Annotated in this window: 11 protein-coding genes; 2 read left to right on the forward strand and 9 right to left on the reverse strand. The window is 48.3% G+C overall.

Features of this window, described 5'->3' with window-relative positions:
* Both Q0X35_RS03015 and Q0X35_RS03020 read left to right on the forward strand, forming a co-directional pair.
* A partial coding sequence (locus tag Q0X35_RS03015) for a hypothetical protein (RefSeq protein WP_297565237.1) occupies positions 1–239 on the forward strand: 239 nt, incomplete at its 5' end.
* Positions 240–251: 12 nt separating this feature from the next.
* Positions 252–803 carry an exonuclease domain-containing protein gene (locus Q0X35_RS03020; RefSeq protein WP_297565240.1) on the forward strand — a complete coding sequence of 184 codons (552 nt, stop codon included), beginning with the start codon at positions 252–254 and terminating at the stop codon, positions 801–803.
* Between the two features lie 340 nt (positions 804–1143).
* On the opposite strand, the gene Q0X35_RS03025 is transcribed toward Q0X35_RS03020, so the two are convergent.
* From Q0X35_RS03025 to Q0X35_RS03065, 9 genes are all read right to left on the reverse strand, one after another.
* Complete coding sequence (locus Q0X35_RS03025; protein WP_297565243.1) at positions 1144–4149, reverse strand: type I restriction endonuclease subunit R; 3006 nt, start codon at positions 4147–4149, stop codon at positions 1144–1146.
* A gap of 72 nt (positions 4150–4221) precedes the next feature.
* Positions 4222–5409, reverse strand: coding sequence for a restriction endonuclease subunit S (locus Q0X35_RS03030; RefSeq protein ID WP_297565245.1), 1188 nt, complete (start codon positions 5407–5409; stop codon positions 4222–4224).
* Complete coding sequence (locus tag Q0X35_RS03035; protein ID WP_297565248.1) at positions 5406–6980, reverse strand: type I restriction-modification system subunit M; 1575 nt, start codon at positions 6978–6980, stop codon at positions 5406–5408. The genes Q0X35_RS03030 and Q0X35_RS03035 overlap by 4 nt, the downstream gene beginning before the upstream one ends.
* A 168-nt stretch (positions 6981–7148) precedes the next feature.
* Complete coding sequence (locus Q0X35_RS03040; protein WP_297565251.1) at positions 7149–8081, reverse strand: Abi family protein; 933 nt, start codon at positions 8079–8081, stop codon at positions 7149–7151.
* A 272-nt stretch (positions 8082–8353) separates the two neighbouring features.
* Positions 8354–9022: a TrkA family potassium uptake protein gene (locus tag Q0X35_RS03045; protein ID WP_297565253.1), complete on the reverse strand. Its 669-nt coding sequence runs from the start codon at positions 9020–9022 to the stop codon at positions 8354–8356.
* Positions 9015–10235, reverse strand: coding sequence for a TrkH family potassium uptake protein (locus Q0X35_RS03050; protein WP_297565255.1), 1221 nt, complete (start codon positions 10233–10235; stop codon positions 9015–9017). Before Q0X35_RS03050 ends, Q0X35_RS03045 begins: the two co-directional genes overlap by 8 nt.
* Positions 10236–10599: 364 nt before the next feature.
* A complete protein-coding gene (locus Q0X35_RS03055) occupies positions 10600–13392 on the reverse strand; it encodes a Cna B-type domain-containing protein (protein WP_297565266.1) in 2793 nt (930 codons plus the stop codon).
* Between the two features lie 93 nt (positions 13393–13485).
* On the reverse strand, positions 13486–15465 hold the full coding sequence (locus Q0X35_RS03060) for an alpha-glucosidase (RefSeq protein WP_297565269.1): 1980 nt from the start codon (positions 15463–15465) through the stop codon (positions 13486–13488).
* 22 nt (positions 15466–15487) lie between these two features.
* Positions 15488–16458 (reverse strand): glycoside-pentoside-hexuronide (GPH):cation symporter (locus Q0X35_RS03065; protein ID WP_297565272.1); only part of this gene is annotated, 971 nt, incomplete at its 5' end.

A 16458-nucleotide genomic window follows, 5' to 3' on the forward strand; every position in this document is an offset into this window, starting at 1 on the left:
GTAGAGCCCCAGCCTTCCAAGCTGGTCATGCGGGTTCGATTCCCGTCATCCGCTCCAAGCGGACGCTCATTTTGATGAAAAGTGAGCGTCCTATTTTTTGCGTTAGAGACTATGATTTAGCGGGCGAAAATCGTTCGTGCGTTAGCGCTTTGAATTTCGCACTACCTAGTATCATGTTTTTCCTTTTCAGTATAGTTTTAGGATTTAACTGGTTAACAGAGAATAAGATATTGATGTAGTGGGGGGCATCTATGTGTGAATTCGTTGCGATTGATTTCGAGACAGCTAATGAACAGCGTCGTTCTGCCTGTGCAGTAGGCTTGGTGCTCTTTGACAATGATGGAAAGCCTGCTGATAGTTACTATCAGCTACTGCATCCGCATCCAGATGTGGATTATTTTAACCCTATGAACGTGCGGGTACATGGCATCACTGCAGACGATGTTGCGAATGCTCCGCAATGGTCGCAAATTGCTAATCGAGTAGCTTCTTTCATTGGGGATCGGCCAATTGTTGCACATAATATGGCTTTCGATGGTTACGTCCTATCAGATTTAGCAGATTTGTATAATACTGCGGCAATTTCTAACAGACGGTTTTGCACTGTACGGTTAGCGAGAAAAATTCTAGCCGACAAACTAAAACGCAAATCCTTGGATAAGGTTTTTTATTACTATTTCCCTAACGAGGTTTTCGAACATCATAATGCTGCTGCTGACGCTAAAGCTGCGGGAATGATTTTTGCCAGAATGATGCAAGAGTTCGGTTTCGAGAAACTCGAAGAATTGTGCCCACTCACTTGAAATAGTTCAAAGACTAAAGGCTTCACAAATGCGTGAGAACGGTTCTCCTATTGAAGTTATTAACGAAGAAGAATTTTTCAATCGGCTATCTGACTAAAAAATTTCTCTCTATTTAATAAAGGGCAATAGTTACGCGAATTTAGCTGCTATCTGCGTATACACAGCGTGTTTGCAGACAACTGGAATTATTTCGTAGCTAATCCACCATTTAAAGATTTGCGGCTAGGGGCTAAGTGTACGTGGGTTGCCTGTGATATTCTGATGCTAATCGTTCAGCCCGCCTCGACCTCGGTCGGGAGTGGGCTGGATCTCTTTCTAACACTTCTTAAGGAATCTAAAACTACCCGAGGGCAGCGAAGCGATCGAAAAAGACTTTTAGCTTTTCCACCACGCGCGCCCGGCGCTCAATTCGGCTATCGGCACCCGTGGCAAAGAGCGAGCCGCGCGGCAAAATTTTATCGATATCTGCGCCGGAAGTTTCCAGACGCCCCCGCCGAAACATCGCATTAATAAACTTATCGGTCTCGGGCTGCTTCAAATTTTCTTCTTGCACTATTCTTACCAGCTCTGCCGCCTTTTGCTTATCGAGGAAAGCTTTCCACTCTTCTGCTATTTCCCCGCCGCTAGCGGAGACGGAATCCACGAAGCGCTCAATTAAATCGAGCTTATTTTGCAAGGTGGGGCTGGATTTCACAGTGCGGCGAATATCTTCCCGCACTTCTTGCCGGCTTTTCTCCGCATGTTCATCGCGATACTTTTGCACCAAGAGCAGAATATAATCGACGTTTACTTCCACTTGCTTTATTAACTCAATTTCGAAGGTCAAATCGTCATTAATCCGCTCGGCTTCTCCAGCATTTTCTTTCCGCCGCTTTTGATAGAGATCAATATATGCCGATTGGTAATCTTGCAAATCCCGCGGGCTGATTGGATCACTTTCTCCAAACTCGTCAAAAGCAGTCAAGATATTACGTAAACGCAGAATTTCCCCGAAAGTCTGTATAAACAGATTCTGCTCCGTTTCACTCATAATTACTTCGCCCGGCTGCCAGCGCGCCAACTCGTCTAATTTCTCCACATAGGCAGAAAAGTAGACCCCAAAAGGCTTAAGTACGGTGATTCCTTCAGCCTCTTTATTACCAAAGAGAGCAATAGCTGCTGTAGTTTCTTTTTCCAAATTTCTAAAAGAAACAATATTTCCGTAAGTTTTTACGGAATTTAAAATGCGGTTGGTACGCGAATAAGCCTGCAGTAAGCCATGATGATGCATATGCTTATCGACCCATAAAGTATTGAGAGTTTTCGCATCAAAACCGGTTAAAAACATATTGACGACTAAGAGTATATCCAGCTCTCGGTTGCGCATTTTTTCCGATAAATCTTCATAATAGTTGGCAAAGCCATCCGCCGAAGTATCAAAACTACTGCCGAACATTTGGTTGTAATCGGCGATTGCTCCCGCTAAAAATTCGCGGTCAGGCATCTCTAAAGCTCCGGTATCAAAATCTTCTTCTGGGAGCAGGCCGTCGCTGTATTCTTCCGCATTGGGCGCATAAGTAAAAATAGTGGCAATTTTCAGCCGTTTATCTGGCGCTAGCTCACTTTGCTGGCGAGCGAATTCTTGATAGTAGGCTTTTGCGGCTTTTACCGAAGCGGTGGCAAAGATGGAATTAAATCCGCGCACGCGCTTTCCTTTGAGCGCATAGTTGGAGTTTCGCTTAGTTTTTTGATCAAAATGCTTAAGCACATAGGCCACAATTTCCCGAATTCGCCGCGGATCTAGCAAGGCTTCTTCGGTAGCAATCGCCGGCACTTCCCCGTCTAGTACGCTCTCTTTAACTTTCAAAGTATTCACGTAATCAATCCGGAAAGGCAGCACGTTTTGGTCACTGATTGCATCGGTGATTGTGTAGGAATGTAGGCGGTCGCCAAATACTTGCGCGGTGGTACGGATAGCCGCCGAACCACCACTGGCTTTATTCTCGTTAAATAACGGAGTACCAGTGAAGCCAAATAGGTGGTAGTTTTTGAAAGCCTTTTTTATAACCTGATGCATATCTCCAAACTGGCTGCGATGGCATTCATCAAAAATAATCACCACGTGGTCGCCGTATATTTTGTGTTGAGCATTGGCCCGCACAAAATTGGCCAATTTTTGAATGGTGGTGATGACTATTTTCGCCTTATCATTGGCGAGCTGCGCAGCGAGCTGCCGCGTAGATTTATTAGAATTTACCGCGCCCTTTTGGAAGGCTTCATATTCTTTTTTAGTTTGATGATCCAAATCTTTGCGGTCTACTACAAAGAGCACTTTATCTACGCCGGCCACCTGCGTGACCAGTTGCGCCGTTTTGAAACTAGTGAGGGTTTTCCCGCTGCCAGTGGTGTGCCAAATATAGCCGCCGGCTTCGATTGAGCCCAGCTTTTTATAGTTGGTGGCTATCTGCACCCGGTTAATAATGCGTTCCGCTGCCACAATTTGGTAAGGGCGCAGCACCATCAGATTTTTATCAGTGGTAAATACACAGTATTTAGTGATGATGTTGAGCAGGGTACGCCCGGAAAGGAAAGTTTTCGTAAAATCCATCAGCTCAGTTATGTGGTTATTCCGCGCATCCGTCCACCAGGAGGTAAATTCAAAGCTAGCCGCACCCGCCCGCTTATTTACGTGCGATTGCTCTTTAATGTGCTGCATACGGGTGGTATTTGCATAATATTTTGTGTAAGTGCCGTTTGAGATTATGAAGAGTTGCACATATTCAAATAGGCCACTGCCTGCCCAGAAACTATCCCGCTGGTAGCGATTGATTTGATTAAAGGCTTCACGTATTTGCACTCCGCGCCGTTTCAATTCGATATGTACGAGCGGGAATCCATTTACCAAAATGGTCACATCGTAGCGGTTATGGTGGGTGCCATCTACTTCGTATTGGTTAATTACTTGCAGGTAGTTGCGGTGAATATTTACTTTATCGAGTAGATGTATATTTTTTTGTGTGCCATCTTCCCGCTCGAGCACGAGGGCAGCTGGGTTGGCTTGAATAATTTCCGTTTTTTCTAAAATACCCCGCGCTGGATTGGCGAGTTCGGTTTTAAAAAAATGCTCCCATTCACCATCGCTAAAAGTAATATCGTTTAGGGCTTCTAAACGGTGGCGCAGATTGGCTTCCAGAGCGGCGGCGTCTTTTATTTGCAGATATTCGTATTCTTGGCGTTGCAGCTGCTTAATTAGGGCAGCTTCTAGGGCGGCTTCGCTTTGATAGCTTTTTTCTTCGCGTTTTCCCGGCTCGTATTCTGCAACTACCGTAGCATCTTTACTTATGGCGATGGGCAAATAAGTATTCATCAGACCTCCTGGCAAAACGCTAAATCTAACCTCTATGTTAATGCCCGATAGGCCAGATTTGGCGCAAGGGCTTTATTTAGCAGCTGGAAAGCTGAGTAATTGATCTCGGTAGTATTCGTATTGTTGGCGCCGCGCCTGAATCTCGGCAGGCAAACCGGAAGAAAGATCATTAACCAAAGCATCAAACTTATCCAAAATCTCCACAATGCGCTCCTGCACGGGAAGCGGGGGGACGGGGATGGGATATTTATTTAAATCTCTAGTTGATAAATGTTTAACAGTGGACCCCTGAATCTTAGAGGATATCTGTTCGAGGGATATAAATAAAAAGTGGAACAGATAATTCTTGTTTAACTGTTCAGGATTGGGATTTATTTTACAAACTCGTTGATTCAATAGCGCCTTGCCATGACTCCACCTGATAGGTTTGAAATCACCATCCATCCCTACAAGTAAATCCCCGTTTTGAATTATATACTCAGGTTTATATTCGCCACTATAGTAAGTGTTGCTAAACCCAGTGTTAATATCTCTAATTCGAACCAACGGAAGTCCCAAATTTAGGTTATTAAATTCTTTTGAATCGAAGGCACACCCATTCTGAATAGACGCTAGTTCTTTAAGGGGTATCTGTTCCACACCGTCGGGGCAGTACTGGGTAAGCATGTCTGCTAGAGGATTATGTGGATTATTTATATCTAGAAGCGAGTCTCGATAATACTCATACTGCTGACGGCGAGCTTCCAGCTCCGCTTCCAGCTCCGCTTCCAGCTGAGTAAAAGAATCCAAAATCCACACAATCTCCTCTTGCACCTGCAATGCTGGAATGGCAATAGGTATTTTATTTAAATTTTTTTGATTCAGCTTAGGTTGAGTTCCACCAGTAATATATTTAGTAATATCAACTGTTTGAAGATAAAAATACACATATCGAAGTAGGGTATCTTCTGAATTGCACTGTAAAACATGAGCATGATTATTTACCCATATTTTTCCGGAAGCCCAATTAATTACAGGAGTTTTATCCTCTTTAATTACACTTCCATCTTCTCCAATAAGTAAATAAGTTCCATCAAAAATGTAATCATCAACGTAATCTTGTATTCCATTTGCACCGTAGTATGGGAAAATTCCCTCACGTCGATCTTTTTTTGTAACAGGTTTTCTTTTCGAATCAAAATTAATTAATACGTTCCCTAATAATTTATACTCCACCCCGTCGGGGCAGTATTGGGCAAGCAAATCGTCTATCCGGCTCATGCACTCACCTCACTATCCATACCTTCGAGGTCAGCGACGATTGCGTCTATGGCCGTGCGCAGTTCCGCCTGCCGCTGCACGATACCCGCAATATCCTTATTCAGCTGCTTAATATCTACCTTTTCCCGCGTATCCTCCGGCTCCACATAGCTAGACACAGAAAGGTTGTAATCGGCCTGCGCAATATCTTCTATAGCAACCAGCTGTGCAAAATGCTCCACGTTTACGCGCTTGGAATATGCCTCAATAATCTGATTGCGGTGCGCCTCCGTTATCTGATTCTTCGTGCCCGCCCGCTCAAAAAGCTCAGAAGCATCAATGAAAAGCACCTGCGAATCTTTCTTCGCCTTCTTCAACACCAATATGCAAGTGCCAATAGAAGTGCCAAAAAATAAATCCACCGGCAGCTGGATTACCGCATCCACATAGTTGCCGTCTACCAAATATTTACGAATCTTCTTCTCCGCGCCCCCACGGTAGAGTACCCCCGGAAACTGCACAATAGCCGCCGTGCCATCCACCGCCAGCCAAGAAAGAATATGCATAGTAAAAGCCAAATCGGCCTTACTCTTCGGCGCCAGCACGCCCGCGGGCGAAAAGCGCTCGTCATTCATCAAAGTGGGCGAATCCGCCCCTATCCACTTAGTGGAATACGGCGGATTAGAAACTATCGCTTCGAAAGGCTCATCATCCCAATGTGCCGGCTCCGTTAAAGTATCCCCCAAGGCAATATCAAACTTGGAAAAATTCACCCCGTGCAAAAACATATTAATCCGGCACAAGTTATAAGTGGTCAAGTTGATTTCTTGGCCAAAAAAGCCCTCTTCTACGTTCTCACGCCCCAAAACCTTGGCAAATTTTAACAATAGCGAACCCGAACCACAGGCCGGATCGTATACCCTACCCACGCGGCTTTTACCTACCACCGTCAGACGGGCGACCAGCTCCGAGACGTCTTGCGGCGTAAAGAATTCCCCTCCGGATTTACCGGCCGAAGAAGCATACATGGTCATCAAATACTCATAAGCATCCCCGAAAGTATCAATATCTGCATCTCGGTAATTGCCTAGCTCTAAATCACCTATCGCCTCTAGCAGCTTCACCAGTTTGGCATTGCGCTCGGCAATCGTATTGCCTAGCCGCGGGCTATTAGTATGCACATCGTCAAACAGCCCTTTTAAATCATCCTCCGAAGTAGAACCAATCGCTGAGCCCTCAATATGCTTAAATACCGCCGCTAAAGTTTCATTCAAATTCTGATCATGCGGCGCCGCCTTGCGCACATTTTGGAAAAGCTCCGAAGGGAGAATGAAAAAGCCAAGCGTCTCCACCATGTACTCGCGCGCAGTTTGCGCCTGCTCGTCATCTAGCAAAGCATAATCGAAATCGGTTTCTCCTCCATCGGCCTGTACCTTATTCACCCAGTTGGTGATGTACTCAGAGATGAAACGATAGAAAAGTATCCCCAGCACATAGGCTTTGAAATCCCAACCATCCACGCTGCCGCGCAAATCATTGGCCACCCGCCAAATAGTTCGATGTAAATTAGCTCGCTGATCCGATGCCGCCACTAGAACCTCCCCACATACAAAACACCATTATTCTAGCGGTCAAATATTATCCAGCGGCTATTTCGCATCAACTCGTGTGTTTGCGCAGAAAATTGCAGCGAAAACGCAACTTAGTTACTAGTTTCAATCTTCCCCATACACTCAAATAATGCCAGTTATCTTAACTCACTAGCTAAAGGATTCGGTATCAAATTCTCCATAACGGGCTGGGCATTTCAGACCAGCACTAAGTAAAGGATTCACTTCTAATAACGGATTTATTTGCCTTTTAAGCCAATCTTTTCCAATACCAGATTTAAAAGCTAGGTCGTCTATAGCCACAAAAATTTTATATACCGAGTGGTCAGAGAAATCCCCATATGCTTTCTTCGTTTTTCGCTCAATACGTGGCATTAATCCAGGCACATCAAGCACTGAATGATTCCAAAGTTTTGAACCGTGTGCACATCTATTACGTAAATATACAAAAGAGCGCACTTGGCTAGGCAATGTCCGTCTTGACGTATTCAAACTCTGCGCCATGTCATCTAGCACTCCCGATTCACTTGAGGCCGTAATCAAGCGGGAAAGAGAACCAAATGTTATGCCTTCCACGGCTACCCAAATCGGCATATGATCATAAGCTTCTATAGCATAAGAACTACCGACTTTTATATCATCACGATAGTGAGCTATAAACGATTCTTTAGACTTATCAAGATTAGCTAAAGCATGATCTTGAGCTCTCGCAGCATTAATATCTAACGGTTGAGTGAATCCTTCCCCATAAGCTAGGCCACCCACTGGAGTTACCAGACGCCCATACGCATAAGCAAAGCGTGTGCGGAGCAACACCTCTAATGAATGTAATACAGCAATACATTTTCCAATAAGCTGTTCTTCTGCCTCATAGAGCTTTTTTATTGTGTCAAAAGATGCACCCTGCTTAAATGCATTATCGCCATTAGCCGGATTACGTTGCCAGTAGCGGAAGTAGCCAGAAAGCCGGTAATAGCTTACTCGAGAAAGAAAATCCTGGGCAGCAGGTTTATTGGGAATAATTAACCCTCGCTCAGCCAGCAAGGTGAGTTGCTGTTCATATGTGAGCCACTGTTTATCCATTTCACCTGCCTGTTTAACCTACTTAGCCCGCCTAACCTACTTAGAAAAGAAAGGCCCCGGCCATTTTAGTGCATTGCAAAGCAAGAGGCCTGACCGGGGATCTATCACTATTAAATCTACCTTAAAATCCTTTGAAATACCTAAAGATGCCTAAAGATGCCTAAAGATGCCTAAAGATACCTAAAGATACCTAAAGATACCTAAATGCCAAACTCTTGCATCCGATTAATTAAAGCAACACCCTAAAATTAATCTCCAAAAACGAAGCTACGCTAAATCCGCGGCGCAGAGCGCGCAAACTTCTCCACTTTCTTCGCGCTCCCATAAATCTGCACTTGGTCGCCTTCGGAAAGTTCCACCGCGCCGAGCACCGGCTGCCACTGCCCTTCTCGCAGTAAAGCCACTATCTTCACTCCGTGCCGATTCCACATATCGATCTCGTTGAGAGGGCCGACCGCCGAGAGCGGAAGCACCGTCCGCACCATCGCCGTACCCTCCGATAGCTCCACGTAATCCAGATTTACGCCGCGTACGAGGTGCGCCACCCGCCGCCCCATTGCCACTTCCGGGTGCACAATATGCGGCACACCAATCTGCTCGAGAATACGCCCGTGGGCCGTACCAGAAGATTTCGCCCAGAGGTTCTTCACGCCCATATCGTTGAGCACCGAACAAGTGAGAATAGAGGATTCCACATTCGGAGTCCCGATACCCACTACTACTCCGTCACAATCGGCAATTCCGAGATCCGTCATAGCAGCAATATCGGTGGTATCACCCTGCACCACCTGCGTCAAAATTCCGTTATTACGATTTACCACCGTCTCATTCAAATCTACGCCGATGACTATAGCGTCATCCGAGACAAGTTCGCGGGCCACGGCCGTGCCGAAGCGCCCTAATCCGAGAACTGCGTAGGTGGGTTTAGAGAAATTAACCAATTATCGGCCTTTCTACGGGGAAAGAAATATTTGATGCACTAGGCGCGAAGGCTAGCGCGGTGGCGACGGTGATAGGCCCCAATCGCCCGATGATCATTAAGATTATAAGAATAAACTGAGCTGGATAGTTTAGCAACGGCGTGATTCCGGTAGATAAGCCTACCGTACCAAATGCAGACGTCACTTCAAATAGCACCTGCGATAGGTTGAAATCCGTCAAGACCAGAATTGCAATAGTGGCAGTAGCTAACAAAATAAATGCCAAGACCACCACGGTCACCGCCTGGTAGACCACTTCGAAAGAAATACTTTTCCCGAATACCACCACTTGCCGGCGCCCGCGAACGACGGCCGCTACTATAGCCAGCAAGGCAAACATGGTCGTTATTTTGATACCACCTGCAGTTCCGGCCGGCCCAGCGCCGATGAACATAAACATATCCATCGCAAGAAGAGTCGAATCGTGCATCTGCCCGATATCCACGGAATTAAAACCAGTGGTACGGGTTTGGACGGCTTGAAAAATGCCGGCGAGGAGCGCATCAGGCGCAGGGAGTTTTCCGAGCGTCTTCGGGTTAGTCCATTCGGAAACCGTCACTATTAGGGAAGAAAAGAGCAATAGGCCAGCTGTGCCTGCTAGTACCATGCGGGTGTGGAGAGACCAGCTGTAAGGCTTAAGGAGGCTGGTGCGCAGCTGGAAAATTACGGGGAAGCCCAAACCGCCGATGATGATTGCCGCCATAATGGGCAGGCACACCAACCAATCTCCCACAAAAGAAGCCATATTATCGGGATAGAGAGAGAATCCTGCATTGTTGAAAGCGGAAACTGCGTGGAATATTCCATGCCCGAGCGCCCGCGGGAAAGAATGCTCCAGCGTGAGGAAACGGAAGGTCAAAAGAAGTGCGACTATCAGCTCTACCAGTAGCGAGATTCCGAGTACCCGCCGGAGCATCATTCCAAGCTGGCCGGTGTTGGAGCGCCGCTCAGCAGCGGAAGCTAGCATAGTGCTGTGACTTTCTTTGCGTATGACCGCTTGGGCGAGCACCGCCGCGAAGCTCATTACCCCGAATCCGCCTACTTGGATTAACGCCAAAATTACTACTTTGCCGAAAGCAGTCCAATAAGTAGCGGTATTTACAATCGTCAATCCCGTGACGCATAAAGCAGAAGTGGCCGTGAATAAGGCCGAACGCAGAGGCAATCCCCCCACGTGAACTGTAGATATCGGTAACATCAATAGGCAAGTGCCTATCATGAGGGCAGTGAGAAACCCTGATAATATAACTGCCGCATAATTAAAATAATGGCGATGTGCTCTAGACACAGCTTGCATAATACGCAGTTGCCATACTTTATGCAACTAATAATTTTCGGCGGCGAAATATCCGGTAAATGAGGAGATCAAGCGCAAATAATTCTCGAAAAGTTCTCGAAAAATCCTCGCGCCAAAGATGAAGATGCCCACATTTCTTTCTCCTGCACCTAGGAAGTACGCACCGTATATAGGAATACGCAGCGCAGGCGGATTGGCATTTTCTGCCGATCCGCCCGCGCCGATCAATAGAGGTTAAGCACTAGTGCTTTTCTACTCGCCTGAGCACCCCACCTATGCTGCAGAGGCTGAGAGCAGCGAGAGCTCCCCAGAGTAGCGAAGCGCCCGTCTTGGGCACCTTGGTGGGCGGGGGCGGCGTATTCGGCACCTTATTCACCACCGTGACCTCCCGATGAATAATACCGTCTTTTGCCACCTGGATAGGCCCAGATTCTTTCTCGTATTTAGCAAAAGGCACGGCGATAATTCCCGCATCGCCCCCGATTTCTCGCACGCCATAGTAGTAGCGATGCATATCCTTATCTTGATAAGGCAATCCGATAATCTGTTTTACCCAATTATCTGCTTTCGCCACCGTAAACTTCTGCACCACTTCAGCCTTAGTAAAGTCCGCGTCTGTAGCGCGCACTAGTTCAAACTCAACTTGGCTGGGAGTCTTATCCCCGGGCACGGGCGCAGTGGAATCTTTCCACACCCACTGCTTATTTACCGTAATATCTACCGGATTTGGCACCTTATTCACCACCGTGCCCACCAGCCACGTCTCGGGTGGTAGCTTATCTTCCGCAATAGGTGGCCGCTTCGGCAGCTTTTTTCTGCCCTTCTGTGCATCGCCCTTCTGTGCATCTTGCCAGGTCTGGAGCGGCAAAGTCTTCACCACCTCGCCCTTGCTATCTAGCTCCTGCACGAAGTAATAGTAGAAATCGCCACTATCTGCCTTAATAGCTAACTCATCAAAGGTCTTCCGCCAATTTTCTTCTGGATTTTTAGAAGCGCTGAGCGTGAAATCCGCTACCTTCTCCGGGTGCGTAAATTCTTTATCCGTATCGCGCATCAGCCGCATATCTAGTTTCTGGACGGTAATATCACTCTCTCGCACTGGATGTTCAGCCGACATATTAGCTTCTTCTCCAGTTGCGTCTGCTTTCGGCTCAACGCTGTATACCCAAGATTTCTCCACCGTCGCCTGCGCATAACCCCAATCGCCGAAGATTACTCCACCATTCGTGCCGATGCCGCCGCCACGCGGAGCAGAATTGCCTTGAATGAGGAGCTTCGCCTGCTTAAGCGCTTGCTCTTTTGCTTCCTCTCTATGTACCACGGATTGGAAACCTTCATTTTGAATGCTCGTATACTTTAGCGGCAATGGAAGCGGGCGCTCTTTCTCTGGCCCTGTTAAAGACGCCGGATCAAAACGCGCATCTTCATTATCGAAGTAATAATCGATGCGGCCGCCGCCGAGCATGTAGTCAGAGACCCAAATCGGTGCGGCACCCATAGAGCCGAGATTCATATGGGCGAGGTCGTTACCGTAATCTTTGGCGGTATTATCGAAAACGGCTCCGCCGTTATGCATACGCAATTCGATAGAACCAGTGGGGCACGACCAAATTCCGCCCCCTACTCCGTCAATTTGCCGCGCGGTAGCGTTATTCTTCGTCACCACTACATCATGTAAATGCAGATTATAAGAGACGGTAGCGACGTAAATGCCACCTCCTTGGTCGTGAGCTTTGTTGTTCAGGATTTGCCCGGCATTTATTTCCACTTGATTAGAGACCACATTTACTCCGCCACCGGTACGTATTGCCTCGTTATTGGAAATAACTCCTCCATTAAAGATGAAACTTCCGGGAGAAACTTTCCCCCACTCTTCTTTACTCAAGCCCCATTCTTTACCTAAACCAGGAATTTCTTTATAAGTTCGGTCGGCTCCCCACACATACAAATCGAGAGTGCCGATACCGCCACCATTCCCACTGGTGAAATTGGAATCAACGACGCCGCCATTCATTTCAATGACGGTATTACCAAAAGCAAAAGCTCCCCCACCCGAGAAGCAAGCACTGTTGTTATGAATTTTGCCGCCGTTAATGGTGATGTAGTTACGCTCAGCAAGAGTTTTTTGCGGATCGGTAGCAGATTTTTTATCGATGTTAAAGTCATAGCCGAGTAGACCGCCCGTCCAGCCACTGTTGCCGAAAATTTCTCCGCCATTAATAGTGACTGATCCACCGCTATATACGCCGATACCGCCTACTTCACCGTAGGAGGCATCCTTATATTCAGTCTCACCTTTACTAACTTCGCCCCCGTTCATAATGAACTTCGCACCGCCAGTTACGGCAATATTTGCTGCCCCGCCTTGTACAACACTGCTATTACCTTTCTCGCGCTGATTATCGGTGACTTTTCCGCCATTCAGAGTGAAAGTAGCATCTGGCCCGGAAACGGTGATAGCACCCTCTCTTTGGCCCGATCCGTTGCGCACGCCGGAATAGGTACCGCTGTTAATAGTCAAAGTACCTTCGTTGAAAATTAGTTCTCCACCACCAGGCACCCACTGGCCGCGGCTATCTATATAAAACCTGCCTCCGGCTTTATTGTTTCCCAGCGTCAGCGCCGCACCTTTTTGCACGTGCACCATCATGCCGGTGAAATCGTCTTCCCGCCGCAGGCCGCCTTCCGACATTCCCGGATTTATGAAAATACCGTTCACTAATTCAATATCGGCTCCCTGCGGGATTACCAGCGTGGAAGTGAGCATAGTATTAGTAGCTCCGCTGACCACGATACGCGTAGGAGTAGTGCCAGCTTGCGTGATTGCCGCACGCAACCCCGCTTCTTCGCAATCCGTGCAATCTACTTCTACCCGAGCAGGAGCCGTGGGATCCGCAGCTGCCAGATTCATTTTAGGTACTAGCAGCTCAAAGCCGGTCAATACGATAGCTAAAATAAGCGCTACCATGCCGGCGAAAATTCGCCGATTTTGTTTATGTAGGTGCATTCTCTCGATTCCCCTAAGATCTTCCATTTATTAAATATAATTATACGTAGATTTTATATATTTTATCTACACGGGGCGATCAACTCTGGAAATCCCTAAGAAACCCTTATATTCGCCTCTTTAACCAGCATTCCCCCGGCTAATTACGACCGCATAGGGGGAAAGCCAGCCACTTTTTCCTCTCCACTTCCCCAGCACACTTGCTTTTCCAGTTTTTCCAGCTTTTCCAGCTTTAGATTCCGTTTTGCTGATTTCCCCCGCCGCCAAGAGCATTTCTCCGGCCGCTGCCGCTACACTTTTTCGGCGCGGAGTGGGGTGCGGGGCGAGATTCACTTCCACAAGATAATCTCCGCGCCGCCAAGCTGCGTAGGAGCCAGAGCGCGCCAGAAGAGAAAAATCAGCCGCCGCGAAATCTTTCCGCAGCTGCAATAGCTGCCGATAGAAATTAAATACCGAATCTGGCTCCGCTAACTGCTCTGCTGCACTGCCGGCTGGCGGAAGAGCGCGCGGAGAAAGCCAGGCTTCTCCGGTGGTGAACCCCCCGTCCCGCTCCCATGGCATCGGCACCCGGGCATGATCGCGCGAACCGGCCAAGATTCTCTTCCAGGCTGCCGCCGGCGCCATTCCTTCTTCCTGCAGCTCTGCATAGTAGTTTATCGACTCCACATCGCGCAGTTGCTCGATATCCCGGAAATCCTGATTGACTGCTCCCAGCTCTTGCCCCTGGAAAATAAAGGGAGTGCCCGGCAAGGTGAGGGAAATTGCTGCAATCAGTTTAGCCACCTGCGGAGCCTGTGCCGGGTCAGAGGTAATTTTACTTACGATGCGAGGGTTATCGTGATTTTCCGAAAAAATCGCCAGTTGATCGCCGGCGTCTAGACGCGGCAGGTAACGCAGATAGAAATCGAGGAAATAAGCGGGGTCGTAGCGGTAATCATCCCAGCGAATTTTACCCGGCATTTCGAGGACGTCGAAATTAAAGTACAGATCTAGCTCTTGGCGGCTCTGGTGGCTGAGCAAGCGCCCCACTTCCACACCGATTCCGGGAGTTTCTCCGATTAGTACTGCTTGGGCTCCGTTTTTCCCCGCTGCCACCGCGCGGCGGAATTCGCGCAGATACTCGTGGAGATGCGGGCCGGCGAAATAATGCTCAATACCGGTGAATCCCACTAGATCGCCAACTGCCGGATTACCCTCTGGGAGCTGCGGCACTTTCGAAATATAGTTAATTACGTCGAGGCGGAACCCATCTACCCCTTTTTCGAGCCAGAATTGAGCAATCTCTCCTGCTTCGCGGCGCACGGCCGGATTATCCCAATTCAGATCCAGCTGCCCGGGTGCAAAGAGATGTAAGACCCATTTCTTTACCTCCGGCATCCAACGCCACGCCGAACCAGAGAAAAACGAGACCCAATTATTCGGCGGCGTATCGGGGCTGCCGTCTCGGAAAAAATAGTAGGCGGCTTTATCGCCGGCGGGATTCTTTAGTGCCTCTTGGAACCAAGCATGCTCCTGCGAAGTGTGGTTGAGTACCAGATCCAGAATTATTCGCATACCGCGCGCATGCACTTCCCTAATTAATTCCTCCAGATCTTCCTCGCTGCCCATCAAATCCATGACTGCTCGGTAGTCACTGACGTCGTAACCCATATCTTCGTTGGGGGAAGCAAAAATCGGAGAAAGCCAGAGGCAATCCACTCCCAAGTTTTCTAGGTAATCGAGTTTTCCGATTATGCCGCGGAGATCTCCGATCCCATCTCCGTTCGCATCGGCAAAGCTACGCGGATAAATCTGGTAAAAGACGGCTTCTTTCCACCAGGCGGGCTCCGATACAGCGGGAGAAAAGTTCGTATCTGCTAGACGCTGCGGATTCATCTCCAGCAGTTTACGGAGCGCCTCGAAAAGCCCCGGCGCTTTTTTCTCCGCTATTTTGCGGAGCCACGGCAGCGGAATTCGCTTTGTGAGCGGATTTATTACGAGAGCGGGCGGCGCACCTAGCTGCAGAATCAATTTATCTACGATATCGCGCCCCAGCGGATGCTCATAGATCGCTCCGAGGTTCGGAAAATTCTGGTGACTTGACGCCTTCACTGCTTCCACTGCCTTCCTGCTTTCGCTTTTTTCACTGCTCAGCGCTCTCTTTCTCCTGCAGATTCGCCACGATATCTTTATAGGTTTTTTCATCTATCCGGTAGCCACGCCGGAGAATAAAGAGAGCGGCGAGCGTGAAGAGTAGCGGCAAGCCCATCATGAAAATTCGGAAAATCCAGATGCCGCTTTCCGTCACATCAACGGCGCTGGTGGCTTTTTCTACTTTCGACCAAATGAGGCAAGCCCCCATGAGGCCAGAAGCGATGGCGTTAGAGAGTTTATAAATAAAAGGCTGCAAGGAAAAAGTGATTGATTCATTGCGCCGCCCGAGTTTCCACTCCCCATATTCGACGCTGTCGGCGATGTACATCATCAGCAGTACTTGGAGAAGCGCTTCTCCGAAGAAGAGGAAGAGGCCGGCTCCGAGAATCACGGCCATATTTCGCCCCGCGCAGATAAAAATTAAGTATCCCGCTATGGAAGATATACATCCGAGCGTAAATACTTGCCGGCGCGGCAGCCGCGCAGAAATAAGGGGGAAGATCAGCAGGGTGAGGAGCTGCGTCACTCCGAGCACGAGGGCGAAAATCGGGTATTTACCTGCATCCCCCACTAGGTACTTGAAATAGTGCAACCCGAGGCTGGTGAGCAGAGTGTAGCCCGACATATAGAGCAGAAATGCGAGAGATACCCAGAGCAGCTGATCGTTTTTGAAGATGACGCGCACGAGCTCACGCAGCGGAGTTGATTCCGCCGGAGCGTGCACCTGCTCGCGGGCAAAAATTAAGGTGATGGATTGAAAAGCGATTGCCACGATAGAGAGCACCACTGCCAGCAGCTGCCAAGCGCGCTGATCGCTGCCGAGCACTTCTCCTAGCCACTTCGTGATTGGCACTATCCCCACGACGATGGAAAAAAGCCCGATATTGGCGCAGATACGAGTGACTACGCCGATGCGCTCCCGCTCTTTTTTATCGCGGCTCAGGGATGGCATCATGCCGT

This window comes from uncultured Arcanobacterium sp. (assembly GCF_947253055.1).
Lineage (GTDB): Bacteria > Actinomycetota > Actinomycetes > Actinomycetales > Actinomycetaceae > Arcanobacterium_A.

Coding starts and splice junctions, on each gene's coding strand:
- Q0X35_RS03020 (WP_297565240.1), top strand. CDS start 252: ATGTGTGAATTCGTTGCGATTGATTTCGAGACAGCTAATGAACAGCGT.
- Q0X35_RS03025 (WP_297565243.1), bottom strand. CDS start 4,149: ATGAATACTTATTTGCCCATCGCCATAAGTAAAGATGCTACGGTAGTT.
- Q0X35_RS03030 (WP_297565245.1), bottom strand. CDS start 5,409: ATGAGCCGGATAGACGATTTGCTTGCCCAATACTGCCCCGACGGGGTG.
- Q0X35_RS03040 (WP_297565251.1), bottom strand. CDS start 8,081: ATGGATAAACAGTGGCTCACATATGAACAGCAACTCACCTTGCTGGCT.
- Q0X35_RS03055 (WP_297565266.1), bottom strand. CDS start 13,392: ATGGAAGATCTTAGGGGAATCGAGAGAATGCACCTACATAAACAAAAT.